14 protein-coding genes are annotated in these 13,921 nt (G+C 74.7%); 8 read left to right on the top strand and 6 right to left on the bottom strand.

The window, feature by feature from the left end; all coding sequences use genetic code 11:
• The first annotated feature begins 163 nt into the window (after positions 1 to 163).
• Entirely contained in the window at positions 164 to 1,633 is a 1,470-nt protein-coding gene (locus ACFVVU_RS23965) for a C40 family peptidase (protein ID WP_387792107.1), read from the top strand.
• 19 nt (positions 1,634 to 1,652) lie between these two features.
• Here the strand turns inward: ACFVVU_RS23965 and ACFVVU_RS23960 are convergent, their stop codons facing one another.
• Positions 1,653 to 2,378 (bottom strand): dienelactone hydrolase family protein, encoded by a 726-nt coding sequence (locus ACFVVU_RS23960; protein ID WP_380684966.1) that lies wholly within the window; start codon positions 2,376 to 2,378, stop codon positions 1,653 to 1,655.
• A gap of 133 nt (positions 2,379 to 2,511) precedes the next feature.
• Here ACFVVU_RS23960 and ACFVVU_RS23955 point away from each other — a divergent pair, with 133 nt between their 5' ends.
• On the top strand, positions 2,512 to 3,840 hold the full coding sequence (locus tag ACFVVU_RS23955; protein ID WP_380684967.1) for a GNAT family N-acetyltransferase: 1,329 nt from the start codon (positions 2,512 to 2,514) through the stop codon (positions 3,838 to 3,840).
• Positions 3,841 to 3,901: 61 nt separating this feature from the next.
• On the opposite strand, the gene ACFVVU_RS23950 is transcribed toward ACFVVU_RS23955, so the two are convergent.
• The gene (locus tag ACFVVU_RS23950; RefSeq protein ID WP_380684968.1) at positions 3,902 to 4,720 is read right to left on the bottom strand and encodes a TetR family transcriptional regulator; all 819 of its coding nucleotides are present in this window, start codon (positions 4,718 to 4,720) and stop codon (positions 3,902 to 3,904) included.
• 180 nt (positions 4,721 to 4,900) lie between these two features.
• Here ACFVVU_RS23950 and ACFVVU_RS23945 point away from each other — a divergent pair, with 180 nt between their 5' ends.
• Positions 4,901 to 5,443, top strand: coding sequence for a GNAT family N-acetyltransferase (locus ACFVVU_RS23945; RefSeq protein WP_387792105.1), 543 nt, complete (start codon positions 4,901 to 4,903; stop codon positions 5,441 to 5,443).
• On the opposite strand, the gene ACFVVU_RS23940 is transcribed toward ACFVVU_RS23945, so the two are convergent.
• Both ACFVVU_RS23940 and ACFVVU_RS23935 read right to left on the bottom strand, forming a co-directional pair.
• Positions 5,428 to 5,916, bottom strand: a complete 489-nt coding sequence (locus tag ACFVVU_RS23940) for a macro domain-containing protein (protein WP_380684970.1) — start codon at positions 5,914 to 5,916, stop codon at positions 5,428 to 5,430. The genes ACFVVU_RS23945 and ACFVVU_RS23940 overlap by 16 nt on opposite strands.
• Positions 5,917 to 5,926: 10 nt before the next feature.
• Complete coding sequence (locus ACFVVU_RS23935; protein ID WP_387792103.1) at positions 5,927 to 7,174, bottom strand: MFS transporter; 1,248 nt, start codon at positions 7,172 to 7,174, stop codon at positions 5,927 to 5,929.
• A gap of 161 nt (positions 7,175 to 7,335) precedes the next feature.
• Between ACFVVU_RS23935 and ACFVVU_RS23930 the strand changes: the two genes are divergently transcribed.
• Entirely contained in the window at positions 7,336 to 8,301 is a 966-nt protein-coding gene (locus tag ACFVVU_RS23930; protein ID WP_387792101.1) for a LysR family transcriptional regulator, read from the top strand.
• Between the two features lie 266 nt (positions 8,302 to 8,567).
• Here the strand turns inward: ACFVVU_RS23930 and ACFVVU_RS23925 are convergent, their stop codons facing one another.
• A complete protein-coding gene (locus ACFVVU_RS23925; RefSeq protein ID WP_387792100.1) occupies positions 8,568 to 9,182 on the bottom strand; it encodes a YceI family protein in 615 nt (204 codons plus the stop codon).
• A 170-nt stretch (positions 9,183 to 9,352) separates the two neighbouring features.
• Here ACFVVU_RS23925 and ACFVVU_RS23920 point away from each other — a divergent pair, with 170 nt between their 5' ends.
• The 4 genes from ACFVVU_RS23920 (at position 9,353) to ACFVVU_RS23905 (ending at position 12,072) form a co-directional block, all read left to right on the top strand.
• Positions 9,353 to 10,546, top strand: a complete 1,194-nt coding sequence (locus tag ACFVVU_RS23920; RefSeq protein ID WP_387792098.1) for a MerR family transcriptional regulator — start codon at positions 9,353 to 9,355, stop codon at positions 10,544 to 10,546.
• An 88-nt stretch (positions 10,547 to 10,634) separates the two neighbouring features.
• Complete coding sequence (locus ACFVVU_RS23915; RefSeq protein ID WP_355357719.1) at positions 10,635 to 11,048, top strand: helix-turn-helix transcriptional regulator; 414 nt, start codon at positions 10,635 to 10,637, stop codon at positions 11,046 to 11,048.
• Between the two features lie 20 nt (positions 11,049 to 11,068).
• The gene (locus ACFVVU_RS23910) at positions 11,069 to 11,605 is read left to right on the top strand and encodes a hypothetical protein (protein WP_380684975.1); all 537 of its coding nucleotides are present in this window, start codon (positions 11,069 to 11,071) and stop codon (positions 11,603 to 11,605) included.
• A 113-nt stretch (positions 11,606 to 11,718) separates the two neighbouring features.
• A complete protein-coding gene (locus ACFVVU_RS23905; RefSeq protein ID WP_380684976.1) occupies positions 11,719 to 12,072 on the top strand; it encodes a DUF2516 family protein in 354 nt (117 codons plus the stop codon).
• Between the two features lie 121 nt (positions 12,073 to 12,193).
• On the opposite strand, the gene ACFVVU_RS23900 is transcribed toward ACFVVU_RS23905, so the two are convergent.
• Entirely contained in the window at positions 12,194 to 13,693 is a 1,500-nt protein-coding gene (locus ACFVVU_RS23900) for a PP2C family protein-serine/threonine phosphatase (RefSeq protein ID WP_380682995.1), read from the bottom strand.
• Positions 13,694 to 13,921: the final 228 nt, after the last annotated feature.

Here is a 13,921-nt window from a genome sequence, read left to right as displayed (position 1 = left end):
CTTGAGGCGTGAAAGCGCCTCGGCTTGAGAACATGGCGTTCAGTGATCGCCTTGTCACGGAATGGGATGGTTCGCCGGTCGGCTGGTCCGTCGGTCGGCCGGCCCGTCGGCCCACGTGCGCGTGGCCGCTCCACTCCCTCGTGGCCGTTCGAAGGGATGAATCGTGGCGCGCGGGCTCCTGCCGACCCTCCTGTTGTCCCTCACCCTCTCCCTCGCCGCCCTGCTCGGACTGCTCCCCGCCGCGGTGTCCGTCACGGCGGCACCGGCCCCGTCCGCCCCCGCCGACGTGCCGCCCGGTGCGCCGCCGGTCACCGTGCCACCCGTCACCGTGCCACCCGTCACCGTGCCGCCCGGTGCCGATCCGTCCGGGGCTTCCGGGGCCGGGGACCAGGCCTACCCGTCCGCCGAGGAGATTGACCGGGCCCGGGAGGAGGCCGATCGCCGGGCCGGCGGCGTCACCGCCATCGAAGCCGCGCTCACCGCCGCCAGGACCGAGGCCGACCGGGCGGCCCGGACCGCCGAACAGGCCGTCGAGGCCTACAACGGCGCCCAGCTCGCCCTCACCCGGGCCCGCACCGAGGAGTCCGCCGCGGCCGCCCGGGCCGCCGCCGCCGAGGCCGAGCGGTCCGACGCGGCCGAGGAGGCCGCCGCGCTGGCCGCCGAAACGTACCGGCAGGGCACCGGCGCCGAACTCTCCGCGATCAACGCCCTGCTCGGCGCGCGCGGTCCGCGCGAGGCCGGGGACCGGGCGGCCGTGGTCGGGATCGCCAGCCGGCGCACCCGGCAGATCCTCGACGCGGCGGTCTCCACGGCGGCCGCGGCGACCCGGGCCGCCGCCGCCGCGCGCACCGCGACCGAGGCCGCCGAACGTGCCGCCGCCGCGGTCGGCGCCGCCCGGCAGCGCGCCGAGGCACGGCTGGCGGACCAGCAGAACCAGGTCACGGCCGCCGGACTGCGGCGCGAGCAGCTGCTCGCCGAGCTGGCCGCCGCCCGGAACACCACCGTCGAGCTGGAGCGGCAGCGGCGCGAGGCGCTGGAGGCGATCGCCGCCCGGGAGGCCGAGGCCGCCGCCCGCGCGGCCGCCGAGAAGGCGGCGGCCGAACGCGAGGCGGCGGAGCAGGCCGCCCGCGAGGCCGAGGCCAGGGCCGCCGCCGAGGCCGCCGAGGCCGCCAAAGCCGCCAAAGCCGCCGAGGCCGCCGAACGGGACGCGGCTGCGGCCCCGCCCGCCGCCTCCGCCGCACCCCCGCCCCCGGCGAGCCCCTGGTCGGCCGAGGGCGCGGCCGAGGCCGTCGCCTTCGCCCGCACCAAGATCGGCCTGCCCTACGTCTGGGGCGGCGAGGGCCCGGGCGGCTACGACTGCTCCGGGCTGACCATGATGGCGTGGCGCCAGGGCGGCAAGCGGCTCAACCACTTCGCCGCCGACCAGTACGCCCAGTCCACCCCGGTCACCTACCGCCAGCTCCGCCCCGGCGACCTGGTCTTCTGGAGCGCCACCGGCCGCGCCGCCGACATCCACCACGTCGGCCTCTACATCGGCGACGACCAGATGATCGAGGCCCCCAGGGCCGGCCGGCCGGTCAAACAGGCCAGCCTCTGGATCATGGGCACCCCGGACTTCTACGCCCGCCCCTGACGCGCGGCCGGGCGCCCACTCACTCGGTCACTGGCAGGCACTCGGCGAGCAGGCCGAGGACGTCGTGCCATGCCCGCTCCGCGTGCCGGGGGTGGTGGCCGACACCGGGGAGCACGGTGTGGTCGACCGGCGGGTGGTGGAACGCGTGCAGCGCCCCGCCGTAGACCACGAGGCGCCAGTCGACGCCCGCGGCCTGCATCTCGGCGGTGAACGCCTCCCGCTGCGCGGGCGGCATGATCGGATCCTCCGACCCGACCCCGGCCCACACCGGGCAGCGGATGCGCGCGGCCTCGCCCGGCCGGCCCGTGGTCAGGCCGTTGACCGTCCCGATCGCCCGCAGGTCGACCCCGGCGCGGCCGAGTTCCAGGGCGATGGCGCCCCCGGTGCCGTAGCCGACGGCGGCGATCCGCTCCGGGTCGGTGCGCGGTTCGGCGCGCAGCACGTCGAGCGCCGCGTGGCCGACGTCCCGCATCCGCTCGGGGTCGGCGAGCAGCGGCAGCGCGCGCGCCAGCATCTCCTGGGGGTCGGTGAACCAGCGCCCGCCGTGCAGGTCGAAGGCCAGTGCCACGTAGCCGAGTTCGGCGAGGGCGTCGGCCCGGTGGCGGTAGACGTCGTTCAGGCCGGGCCCCTCGGGGCCGAGCAGGACCGCAGGCCGGCGGCCGGTGCCGGAGGGGAGTGCGAGGTGTCCGATCATCGTCAGTCCATCGGCCGGGTAACGGACCGTGTGGGTGGTGATTGTCGCCATGGGCCGGACTCTAGGGCGGCCGGCGCCCGTCCGGGCCGGTCTTCGCCGAGGGCGGACGGGGCGGGTGGGGCCCGTCCTCCGCACCCGGAATAATTCGGATGCCATCGCCGAAATCCCGCCGTACGGTGAGCGAATGGGCAATGAGACGAACGACGGCCCCCGCGATCCGGGCAGCGGCCGTCCGAAGGAACAGCGTTCGAAGGAACAGGGCGACATCGTCGACGGGATCGAGATCCGGGCGGTCGGCGAGGACGAGGTCGAGGCGTGGGACCGGGCGCTGGCCGTCGGCTTCCTGCGGTCGCACGTCGGCCGGGCGACGGAGTTCCGCCGCCGGCAGTGGCAGCCGGGCCGGATGCTCGGCGCGTTCGACGACGGCCGGATCGTCGCCACCTTCCGCAGCTTCGACGCCGAACTGACCGTGCCCGGCGGCGCCGTGGTGAAGGCCGACGCGATCACCGCCGTCACCGTGACCGCCACCCACCGGCGGCGCGGCCTGCTGCGCCGGATGATGACCGGGGACCTCGCCGCGGCCCGGGAGCGCGGTGCCGCCGTCGCGATCCTGATCGCCGCCGAGTACAACATCTACGGCCGGTACGGCTTCGGCCCCGCCACCCGCGGCCACGGCTGGAACATCGACCTGCTCCGCGCCGGCGGCCTGCGGGCCGGCCTGCCCACCGTGCCCGGCGGGCGGATCGACCTGGTCGACATGGCGGAGCTGCGCAAGATCGGCCCCGAGCTGTTCGACCGCTGGCGGGTCACCCAGCCCGGTGCGATCGACCGCGACGAGCTGACCTGGCAGCGCCACACCGGTGAGATCGAGGTGCCCGGCTTCGACTGGAAGGAGCCCTTCGCCGTCGTCCACCGGGACGCCGAGGGGACCGCCACCGGCCTGGCCGTCTACAAGGTCGACGACACCTGGGACGGCTCCTACCCGAACTGCACGCTCACCGTCCTGGACTTCTTCGCCCTGGACCGGCCGACAGCCCACGCGCTGTGGGGCTACCTCTTCTCGGTCGACTGGGTGCGCAAGGTCTCGGTGGAGAACGTCGGACCGGACGACCCGCTGCCGATGCTGCTGAACGAGCCGCGCGCCGCCACCCCGCACGTCGACAACGCCGACTTCATGTGGCTGCGGGTGCTGGACGTCGAGGCCGCCTTCAACGCCCGGACGTACGGCGCGCCCGGCCGCGTGGTGCTGGAGGTCGAGGACCGGGAGGGCCACGCCGCCGGCCGCTGGGCGATCGAGGTCGCCGCGGACGGTACCGGCCGCTGTACCCGGACCACCGACGAGGCCGACCTGGCGCTGGACGCCTCGGCGCTCGGCGCGCTCTACCTGGCCGGCGAGACGCTGCCCCGGATCGCGCTGGCCGGCCTGGTCACCGAGCTGCGCCCGGGCGCGGTGGCCGCCGCGGACCTGCTGCTGCGCCGGCCGCTGCTGGCCTGGAACATCGACGGATTCTGATCGGCCGTCACCCCCGGTCCGCGCGGCCGGGGGTGTCCGCCGTGCGGTGGCCGTGCCGCGGCTACTTCACCGCGGTCTTCCCGATGGTGGGCAGGATGAAGTCCTGGATGAGGCCCTTGGCGTCACGGACGATCGGCCGGAACACCCGGTAGCGCGAAAGGTTGATGACCCGGGCCGTCATGGGCACCGACCGCCGGACGAACTCCCGGGTGCGCTCGGTGTCCGGGGTCCGGTCGAAGACCCAGTAGAGCACCACGATCATCAGGTAGAGCCACAGCACGTCGGGCAGCAGGTCGACCAGTTCGGCGTCCAGCTTCGGCGCCAGCTCGGAGCCCTGCAGCACCTCGCGGAAGAGCTCGACGGCTGTCGCCCGGGCCGGGTGGGACTCGTTGGAGAACGGGCTCAGCGAGCTGTTCGGGTCGGCGGCGGTGCGGAAGAACTGGGCGGAGAACTCGTGGTACGGGGCGGCCGTGTCGAGCCAGGAGGCGAGGGCGATCTCCAGTCGCTCGCTGAAGTCCCGGGTGTGCGCCATGCGGCTCCTGGCGTCCGCGGCGTGCTCGTGCGTCATGCCGTCGTAGAACCCCTGGATCAGGAATTCCTTGGCCGAGAAGTAGTAGTAGGCGTTGCCGACCGAGACGCCCGCCTCGGTGGCGATGGCGCGCATGGTGGTCTTCTCGTAGCCGCGCTCCTGGAAGAGCCGCATCGCGGTCTCCAGGATCAGGGCCCGGGTCTGCTCGCTCTTGTCGGTCTTCGGCTGTGCGCGGCTGCCGCGCGTCTCGGCCGGGCCCGCGGTGTCCCCGGCCGTGCCGGTGCCGCCCCCGTCCGTGCCGTTGGCGCCGTTCGCCGTGCTCGTGCCGTTCGTCGCTGCCAGGTCGTCCACGGCTCCGAGCCTAGCCCGATCGGATCAGTCCCAGGCGGTGTCGGAGTCCGCGGCACCGGATGCCCCCTCCGCATCCGGTACCGACGCCGTCCTGCCGCATTTTTCGAACGCGTTCAAAGACATGCTCTGACTCTAGGTCATCACTTGAACGCGTTCAAGCGCGAATGAGAGGCTTGCCGAATGAGCATCGTGATCCGCCCGGGCGGCCCCCAGGACGCCGAGGTCGTCGCCGAACTGCACGCCGCCAGCTGGCGCACCGCGTACGCCGGCATCGTCCCGGCCGAAGCCCTCGGCGACGGGCTGGCCGCCGAGCGGCGCGAGATCTGGGAACTGCGGCTGGCCGTCGACTACGGCGGTCCGGAGACGACCCCCGAGCTGCTGATCGCCGAACGGGACGGTGACGTCGTCGGGTTCGCCTACCTCGTCCCGTACGGGGACGGCCGGGTGCTGCTCGACAACCTGCACGTCCGCCCCGGACTGACCGGCGGCGGCATCGGCCGCGAACTGCTGGCCGCCGCCCGGGCGCACACGGCCGACCGCCACCCCGGCACGGACCTCTACCTGGAGGTGCTGCAGGCCAACACCCGCGCCGTCGCCTTCTACGAGCGCGAGGGCGCCCACCGCACCGCCGAGCGCCAGGGCGTCTTCCCCGGCGGCCACACGCTGCCCGAGTACGAGTACACCTGGCCGGCCTCCGAACTCGCCCGTCAGTCGCGGTCGTAGACCGTCACCGGCACCCCTCGACCGGACAGCCGGGCGGTCACCAGCGGTTCCACCGACTCCCAGCGCCCACCCGCCAGTCCGCACCCGATCCGCGGCATGTGCACGGACGCGCCCAGGTCGAGCGCGTGCCCGCCCAGCGTCGCCAGCGCGGTGTCGATCGCCTCGTAGCGCACCGGCGGCCCGGAGGAGCGGCCGGTGCGGATGCCGCGCTGGCCGACCATGTTGGCCACCCAGAGGTGCGTCCCGACCCGCACCAACTGCACGGCGCCGAGCCCGAAGTCGTTCCCCGCCCGCTCGCGGTGCCAGCGCCGGTACGCCGCCTCCGGCTCCGGCCAGCGCTGCGAGACGGCCAGCACGAACCCCTTCCCCCAGCCGCCGAGGTCGTTGCAGACGTGCGCGATCACCTTGACCCCCTTGCCCAGGGGCGCCGTGGCATCGCCGCGGACGTGGGTGATGGTGCTCGCAGCCGTCATGCCCCGAACGCTAGCGCGCGGCACTGACAACGCGTTCGGGAGCCGCCGCCGGCGCGACCAGGTGGCGGCGGCCCGCGAGCCCGATCAGCAGGGCGAGCGCCGCCGCGCAGGCCGGGATCCAGTAGCCGGCGCCGGGCCCCGCGTGCTCGGCGACCGTGCCGGCCAGCGCCGAGCCGCCCGAGATGCCGACCACGATGCCGGACACCGCGATCGCCATACCCTCGTTCAACTGCCGCTGCGGCAGCAGCTCCTGGAGCAGCATCATGCCGGTGACCATGGTCGGCGCGGTCCCCGTCCCGGCCGCGAACAGCGCCACTCCGAGCAGGACGAGCCCCGCGCCGCCCAGTCCGGCGGCCAGCGGCAGGAGCAGCAGACCCGCCATCGCCGCGAGGCCCCGCACGAAGCGGGCGCCCGCCGGGCCGTTCGGCCGCAGCGTGCCGAACACCAGCCCGGCCACGCAGGAGCCGGCCGCCACCAGGGCCAGCAGACCGCCCGCGACCGGCCGGTGCCCCAGCGCGTCCGCGTAGGCGACGGTGGTCAGGTCGAGCGCACCGAAGATCATGCCGGTGCTGAGGAAGGTCACCGTGAGCACCCGCAGCCCCGGTACCCGCAGCGGGGAGCCGTGCCGTCCGGCGGCCGGGTGTCCGGCGGTCGGGTGTCCGGCGGTCGGCGGTTCGGTGCGGCGCTGGGCCGCGAAGAGCAGCCCGCCGACCGCGCCGAGTCCGCCGGCGGTGAGCAGTCCGGCCTCCGGTGCGATCGTCGTGCACAGCACCATGCCGAGCACCGGGCCGGCCATGAAGCAGAGTTCGTCCAGCGCCTGTTCGAAGGAGTTGGCGAGGTGCCGCTCGTCCGGCTCGTCCCGGAGCAGATGTGCCCAGCGGGCCCGGGCCATGCCGCCGAGGTTCGGTGCCGCCGCGCCGGCGGCCCAGCAGACGTACAGCGTCCAGTCGGGAGCCCCGGTGCGGACGCAGAGCAGCAGTCCGGAGAGCGGCACCGTGCAGTAGAGCACCGTGGGGACGGTGACCCGCGCCTGCCCGAACCGGTCGACCAGCCGGCCGATCACCGGCATGCCGATCGCCCCGGTGACCAGGCCGGTCGCCGCGACGGTGCCCGCCAGCGCGTACGAGCCGCGCCGTTCGGCGATCAGCACCACCAGCGAGACCCCGATCATCGACATCGACAGCCGGCCGAGCAGCCCGGCCAGGGTGAAGGCGGTGGTGCCGGGCCGGGCGAACAGGCGTCGGTACGGGGAGAGCATGGGACTCCACGGGGAGAGGGGGGAGGGGAAGGCCCCTCAGCCTCGGGCCGCCGGCCGTGCGTGGTCCAACACCTGTTCTGCCGCATTGACAACAGTGTGGTGTCAATGCGGCCGGAAGAAATCGGCCCGCCCGCCCCCGGGGACGTTGTTAGCCTGCCGCCATGCCCCGTGACCTGCACCCCCGCCTGCTCCGCGGTTTTGTCGCGATCGCCGAGACGCTGCACTTCGGGCGGGCCGCCGAGCGTCTGCACGTGGCGCAGCAGGCGCTCAGCCGGGACGTCCGGACGCTGGAGGGGCTGCTCGGCGACGCGCTCTTCACCCGCACCACGCGCAACGTCGAACTCACCGCGGCCGGAAGCGGGTTGCTGCCCAAGGCGCGCCGGCTGCTGGCACTGCACGACGAGATCCTCGCCGGCGCCGCGCACCGTTCGCTGCTGCTGGACCTCAACAGTGACGTCACCGGACCGGACCTCACCAGCCACCGGCTGCTCCGACGGGCCCGCGCCGACTGGCCGGAGGGCGAACTCCTGGCCCGCTTCCACGGTGGTCTGGCGGCGGCCGCCGGTGAACTGCTCGCCCACCGGCTGGACGTCTCGTTCGGCCGCTTCGCCGGCCTGGCCTCCGGGGTTCGCGCCCAACTCGCCCAGCGGCCGCTCCGGTTCGAGCGGATTTCGGTGATGATGGCGGCCGGTCATCCGCTCGCCGATCGGCCGGTGCTACGGCCGGCGGACCTGGCCGGCCATCCGGTGGACGTCTGCGCGGGCAACCCGGCCACCACCGAGTGGACCGACCTCGGCCTGCGGCTGCTGCGCGAGCACGGCCTGGTGCCGGCACCGCCGCGGGTCCCACCGGTGGGGGTGGACGAGACCGCCCGCTACCTCGCCCGGCACGGCGATCCGATGCTGACCACCGTCGGCGGTCCGGTGCTGCCGGGGGCGGTGAACGTTCCGCTCGTCGATCCGGTGCCGCTCAGCCTGGTGAGCCTGGTGCACCGCCCGGACCTGCGGCATCCCGGACTGACCGCGATGCTCTCCGCGGCCGTCGAACTCGGTGCGCGGGAGGCCTGGTTGCGGCGCCCGGCGGACAGTTGGCTCCCGGTGGCGGACGCCGCGCTGCTGGCGCCCTGAGCGGTCCGCCGCCCGGGCGGCGTGGTCACCGGTGCGGGCGGGGGCCAGGCGGAGGCGGTGCGGGGAGAAAACGGTGCGCGAAATCGCGCCGGACCAGGAATCACCCGGCGTCGGACGGTTGTTCGAGCCGAAGATGATCCCACCCCTGCCGCTCGGGGGTCGGCAGGGGTGGGGTTGGCTGCGGACGCGCAGTCGCAGGGGGCGTCGAGACTGCGCGCCCGCGGTCGGGGAGGGCCCCACAGGGCCCGGGGCCGCGGTCGGCCGGGTCAGGCCGCCTTCACTGCGGAGATGTCGAAGGTGAGCTTCACCTTCTCGCCGATCAGCACGCCGCCGGTCTCCAGGGCCGCGTTGTAGGTGAGGCCCCACTCGGTGCGGTCCAGGACGGCCTTGCCCTCGAAGCCGACCCGGTCCGCGCCGTAGGCGTCGACGGCGTGGCCGGTGAAGTCGAGGTCCAGGACGATCGGACGGGTGACGTCCTTGATGGTCAGCTCGCCGGCCATCCGGTAGGAGTCGTCGCGCAGGCGCTCGGCGGAGGTGCTGCGGAAGCTCATCTCGGGGAAGGTCTCGGCGGCGAAGAAGTCGCTGGTGCGCAGGTGCTCGTCGCGCTGCGCCTGGTTGGTGTCGATGCTGCCGACCTTGATGACCAGCACGGCGCTGGAGTTGGTCGGCGTGGTGCCGTCGAGGTGCAGCTTGCCGTCGTACTCGGTGAAGCGGCCCTTGACGTTGGTGACCATCGCGTGGCGGACGGAGAAGCCGATCTCGCTGTGGGTGGCGTCGATGGTCCAGTCGCCCGAGAGGTGGCCGAGGTCCGGGCCTTCGGTGACGGCGACGGTGGTGGTCGCGGCGGCGGTGGTGTTCTTGTTGCGGTTGAAAAGGCCCATGGCTCCTCCTCGGGTCCGAAGCCATTTGTTTAGGCTTCAACTTGTTGGCTCCACTGTAGCCCCACTTCGTTCAAAGTTCAACCATGCTGGTCGGGGGCCGCCGATAGGGTCGGAGCCGGTCGGCCGTCCGGCTTGACCCTCGACCCGGTCGAGGCCCCAGAGTCCCTGGCATGGAGAGCGACCTGCGCAGCATCGGAGAGCTGGCCCGCGACAGCGGTCTGAGCGTGAGCGCCCTGCGCTTCTACGACGGCGCCGACGTGCTGGCCCCCGCCCGTGTCGACCCGCGCACCGGCTACCGCTGGTACGCGCCCGAGCAGCTCGCCGACGCTCGGCTGCTCGCCCGGCTGCGCCGGGTGGGCCTGCCGCTGGCCGACGTCCGGGCGGTGCTCGGCGCGGCCCCCGGCGGCGACACCGCCCGGCGGCTGCTCGACGCGCACCTGCGCCGGCTGGAGGACGGCCTCGCCGACGCGCGCCGGGAGCTCTCCCTGATCCGTCGACTGATCGACCAGAGGGAGAACCCGATGACCGCCACCCCCGTCGAGCACCGCTGCACCGTCCCCGCCCGCGCGCTGGCCGAGGCCCTGGACGCGGTCCGCTTCGCCGTCGGCAGCGACCCCGAGCTGCCGGTCCTGTCCGGCGTGCTGTTCGACCTGGACGGCGGTCTGCTGCGGCTGGTCGCCACCGACCGCTACCGGATGGCCCTCGCCGAGGTCCCGGTCGAGGCCCCGGCGGCGGACGCCTCCGCCGCCGCGATCGTGCCGACCGCCCTGGCCGACGCCCTCCGCGCGCTGCTCGGCTCCGGCTCCGGTGCCGGGACGGCGGAGCTGGTGCTGGACGGGACGGCGGTGGGCGTCGCGGTGGACGGCCACCGGATCGAGGGCGTCGCGCTCGACCACGACTACCCGGACTACCGCGCGCTGATCCGGCTGGACCCCGTCCGCCGGGTCGGCCTGTCCGCCGCCGACCTGCGCGAGGCGGTCGCGTCCGCCCCGACCCGCACCCTCCCGTCCGGCCCGGACGGCGCCGCCTGCGAGGTCGCCGTGCTGGCCGTCGACGAGGCCGGCCGCCTCACCGTCGCGGCGCCCGCACGTGCTGCCGACGCGTCCGACCCGTCCGACGCGTCCGACCCGTCCGACGCGTCCGACCCGTCCGACGCGTCCGACCCGTCCGACGCGTCCGACCCGTCCGGCTCGGCCGCCCTGCGGGTGGCGGTCAACCGGGACTTCCTGCTGGAGGCGCTCGCGGCCGGCGCCCCGGGGCAGCTCGTGCTCGAACTCGGCGGGCCCATCGCCCCGCTCGCCATCCGCGCACCCGAGCACCCGGGCACCTTCTCGGTGCTCATGCCGGTCCGCCTCCCGGCCTGACCGGGCCCGACCCTCGGCGCGCCTCGGAGCGTTTGCTGGTGCTAGCGGTGCGCTTGCAAAAGCAAGCAGCGTGGGGCAGGGTGATCCCATGGCCTCCCTGAACGTCGGCTCGCTGGGCGAGTACATCCGCGAACAGCGGCGCAACGCGCAGTACTCGTTGCGGCAGTTGGCGGAGGCCGCCGGCGTGTCCAACCCCTACCTCAGCCAGATCGAGCGAGGGTTGCGCAAGCCGAGCGCGGAGATCCTGCAGCAGATCGCCAAGGCGCTGCGGATCTCGGCGGAGACGCTCTACGTCCAGGCCGGGATCCTGGAGGAACGGCGTGGTGAGGGCCTGGAACTGCGGGCCTCGATCCTCGCCGATCCGCTGATCAACGAGCAGCAGAAGCAGGCGCTGCTCGCGGTCTACGACGCCTTCCTCAAGGAGAACGCCGCCGGGCGCCCGCCCGGTGCGGACGAGGGTGCGGGCGGGAGCGCGGACGAGCACGAGGGCAAGGCACCCTAGACACCACGGGAGGACCGGCCGTGCCGATCACGGACGACATCAAGAAGACCCTGACCGACCCCACCCCGCTGTACGCCCTCGCCGGCGCCGGGGACCTCGCCTACGAGAAGCTGCGGGAGGTGCCCGGCAAGGTCGAGGCGCTCGCGGCCGACCGCAAGGGCACCCAGGAGAAGGCCACCGCCCGGCTGGCCGAGGCCCAGGCCCGGCTGGTCGAGGCGCAGTCCAAGGTCACCGACACCGTCACCGCACTGCCGGCCGACCTGAGGACGCTGCAGGAGAAGGCGCAGACCTTCGCGCTCCAGCAGGTCGGCCGCGCCGTCGAGCTGGCGGTGAAGGCCAAGGAGACCTACGACGGGCTGGCCGAGCGCGGCAAGGTCGCGGTCGACCGCGGGCGCGGCGCCGAGGCCGGTGCGGCCGAGGCGGTCGCCGAGCGGGTCGACGCCGAGGAGGCCGGGGGCGAACTCGTCGAGGGCGAGCTGGTCGAGGAGGCGGTGGCCGGGGACGAGGCACCCGCCGCCGCCCCGAAGCGCGGCCGGTCCCGCAAGAGCGCGGAGTAGCACCGCGCGGTCCCGGGGCGCATCGGGTGCCACCGGGCCGTTGACCCCTTGGCGGACGCCCCGCCGTGCCAGGATGGACGGACGGGGTGCCGCAGCGAGACGAGGAGGCCGTGATGGGCGGAGTGGCCCAGATTCTGTTCCTGGACTACCTGAATCCGTTCTGGTGGCTGGCCGTCGCCATCCTGGGCTACAAGCTGTTCGCACTGATCGACGCCGCCACCCGCCCGGAGGACGCCTACCGGGCGGCCGACAAGAAGACCAAGGGCTTCTGGCTGGCGATCCTCGGCGTCGCGTTCGGGCTGGACCTGCTGTTCGGCGCGAACTTCATGACCAGCTTCCTGACCCTGGGCGGTCTGGTCGCGGCGATCGTCTACGTGGTCGACGTCCGCCCGGCGATCCGGGCGCTCACCCAGCGGGGCGGCGGCCGGGGCGACCAGCGCAACATGGGGCCGTACGGGCCCTGGTGACGGCGGAAGCACCGAGCCCCGGCGTCCGGCGGGCCACCCGCGCGGACGCCGGGGCTCGGCGCTTCCCGGTGCCCCGGTGCCCCGGTGCTTCCGGTGCCCCGAACAGAGGGCCCAGGGCGGCCTAGCCCAGGAGCAGCGGCGCCGGGTTGCGCTCCAGCAGCAGCACCGCGACGTCGTCCGTCAGCGCTCCGCCGTTCAGCTCCTCGACCTCGGCGATCGCGCTGTCGACCAGCCGGCCCCGGGTGAGCCCGGCGGCCTGGTGGTCGCCGATGAGGGCGGCCAGGCCGTCCTGGCCGAGGCGGCGGGAGCCGGCGCCGATCCGTCCCTCGATCAGTCCGTCGGTGTAGAGCAGCAGCCGCCAGCCGGGGGGCAGCTCGAACCGGTGGGCCGGCCAGACGGCCTGGCAGTCGTCGCAGGGGAGCAGGCCGAGCGCGGGACCGGCGTGGTCGGCGGGCAGGCCGACCGGGGCGTGGTCCTCGCCGAGCAGCAGCGGCGGCGGGTGGCCGGCGAGGTGCAGCCGGGCCCGTTCGGCGGTCGCCGGGGCGGTGGCGTCGCCCGGTTCGATGCTCAGCATGCAGAGCGTGGCGAAGATCTCGTCGCTGCGCCGCTCGTGCTCCAGCACGTGCTGCAGGGTGGTCAGCAGGGCCTCGCCGGTGAGGCCGGCGAAGACCAGGGTCCGCCACGCTATCCGCAGCGCCACGCCGAGCGCGGCCTCGTCGGGGCCGTGGCCGCAGACGTCGCCGATCACCACGTGGACGGTGCCGTCCTCGGTGCGCACCGCGTCGTAGAAGTCGCCGCCGAGCAGGGCGCGGCGGCGGCCGGGGCGGTAGCGGCGGGTGAAGGAGAGGTTGGCGCCGTCGAGCAGCGGGGTGGGCAGCAGGTGGCGCTGCAGCCGGGCGTTCTCCTGGCCGCGCAGTTCGGCCTCGACGAGCCGGCGCTGCGACTCGTCGGCGCGCTTGCGCTCGACGGCGTAGCGCAGGGCGCGGGCCAGCAGCGGGCCGTCCGTCTCGTCCTTGACCAGGAAGTCCTGGGCACCGGCGGCCACCGCGGCCGCGCCGAGTTGGGCGCCGGCGGCGTCGGTGAGGACGACGACGGCGGTGTGCGGGGCCCGGCGGAGCAGTTCGTGCAGGCCCTCCAGACCGTCCGACGGGTCCGAGGGGTGCGGCAGGTCGGCGGAGGCGGCGAGGTCGAGCAGGACGCAGCTGAAGTCCCCGCGGGTGAACTCGGGGCCGCGCGGGCGCCCGCGCCGGGACCCGGAGGCGGCGGGGGTGAGCAGCGCGAAGGCCTGGTCGAGTCCGCGGGTCCAGTGGATCTCGATCGGGGCGCCGCTGTCGGCCACCGCGGCCTTGAGCAGATGGGCGTCGGTGGCGTCGTCCTCGATCACCAGCAGCTTGAGCGGGGCGGTGGCGGCGGGCGTGGAGCCGGACGGGCCCGCAGGGGCGGTGTCCGACCGCGGGTGGGGTATCGGCGCGGCCGCGGTGGCCGGGCCGGCCGGTTGGCGGGCCGGTGCCGGGGAGCCGTCGGGGCCGGACCGTTCGCGGGCACGCCCGGAGCGGGCGCCGCGCTGGGCGCCCGGCGGGTCCGCGGCACCAGGTGCCCGCCCGTCTCCCGTTGCGGGCATCGGCTGATCCTCCCTTTCCCCGCATGCGTAACGGTCGGCGTCCGTCCGCAGTGCCCGCTCGGCAGCTCGCGGCGGGGAACTTCTGGCGACCATAACGTGATCTCCGGGGATTTCTCTGACCGACCGGCACCGTCGGGGCTGTCGCCACGCCGGTGGCGGCGTGTTGGATGGCTGGCGGGACAGGAACGGGGGACCGTTCCGGCGGGTGCCGGAGCGGGCGACGAGAGG

The sequence above is a fragment of the Kitasatospora sp. NPDC057965 genome, assembly GCF_042887135.1.
In the GTDB taxonomy this organism is placed as follows: domain Bacteria; phylum Actinomycetota; class Actinomycetes; order Streptomycetales; family Streptomycetaceae; genus Kitasatospora.
This window is presented reverse-complemented; position numbering and strand designations above follow the sequence as displayed.

What these genes read in the sequence shown, in the direction of transcription:
- ACFVVU_RS23920 (WP_387792098.1), top strand. Translation starts at nt 9,353, where the DNA reads ATGGAGAGCGACCTGCGCAGCATCGGAGAGCTGGCCCGCGACAGCGGT.
- ACFVVU_RS23935 (WP_387792103.1), bottom strand. Translation starts at nt 7,174, where the DNA reads ATGCTCTCCCCGTACCGACGCCTGTTCGCCCGGCCCGGCACCACCGCC.
- ACFVVU_RS23905 (WP_380684976.1), top strand. Translation starts at nt 11,719, where the DNA reads ATGGGCGGAGTGGCCCAGATTCTGTTCCTGGACTACCTGAATCCGTTC.
- ACFVVU_RS23930 (WP_387792101.1), top strand. Translation starts at nt 7,336, where the DNA reads ATGCCCCGTGACCTGCACCCCCGCCTGCTCCGCGGTTTTGTCGCGATC.
- ACFVVU_RS23945 (WP_387792105.1), top strand. Translation starts at nt 4,901, where the DNA reads ATGAGCATCGTGATCCGCCCGGGCGGCCCCCAGGACGCCGAGGTCGTC.
- ACFVVU_RS23955 (WP_380684967.1), top strand. Translation starts at nt 2,512, where the DNA reads ATGGGCAATGAGACGAACGACGGCCCCCGCGATCCGGGCAGCGGCCGT.
- ACFVVU_RS23940 (WP_380684970.1), bottom strand. Translation starts at nt 5,916, where the DNA reads ATGACGGCTGCGAGCACCATCACCCACGTCCGCGGCGATGCCACGGCG.
- ACFVVU_RS23900 (WP_380682995.1), bottom strand. Translation starts at nt 13,693, where the DNA reads ATGCCCGCAACGGGAGACGGGCGGGCACCTGGTGCCGCGGACCCGCCG.
- ACFVVU_RS23915 (WP_355357719.1), top strand. Translation starts at nt 10,635, where the DNA reads ATGGCCTCCCTGAACGTCGGCTCGCTGGGCGAGTACATCCGCGAACAG.
- ACFVVU_RS23960 (WP_380684966.1), bottom strand. Translation starts at nt 2,378, where the DNA reads ATGGCGACAATCACCACCCACACGGTCCGTTACCCGGCCGATGGACTG.
- ACFVVU_RS23925 (WP_387792100.1), bottom strand. Translation starts at nt 9,182, where the DNA reads ATGGGCCTTTTCAACCGCAACAAGAACACCACCGCCGCCGCGACCACC.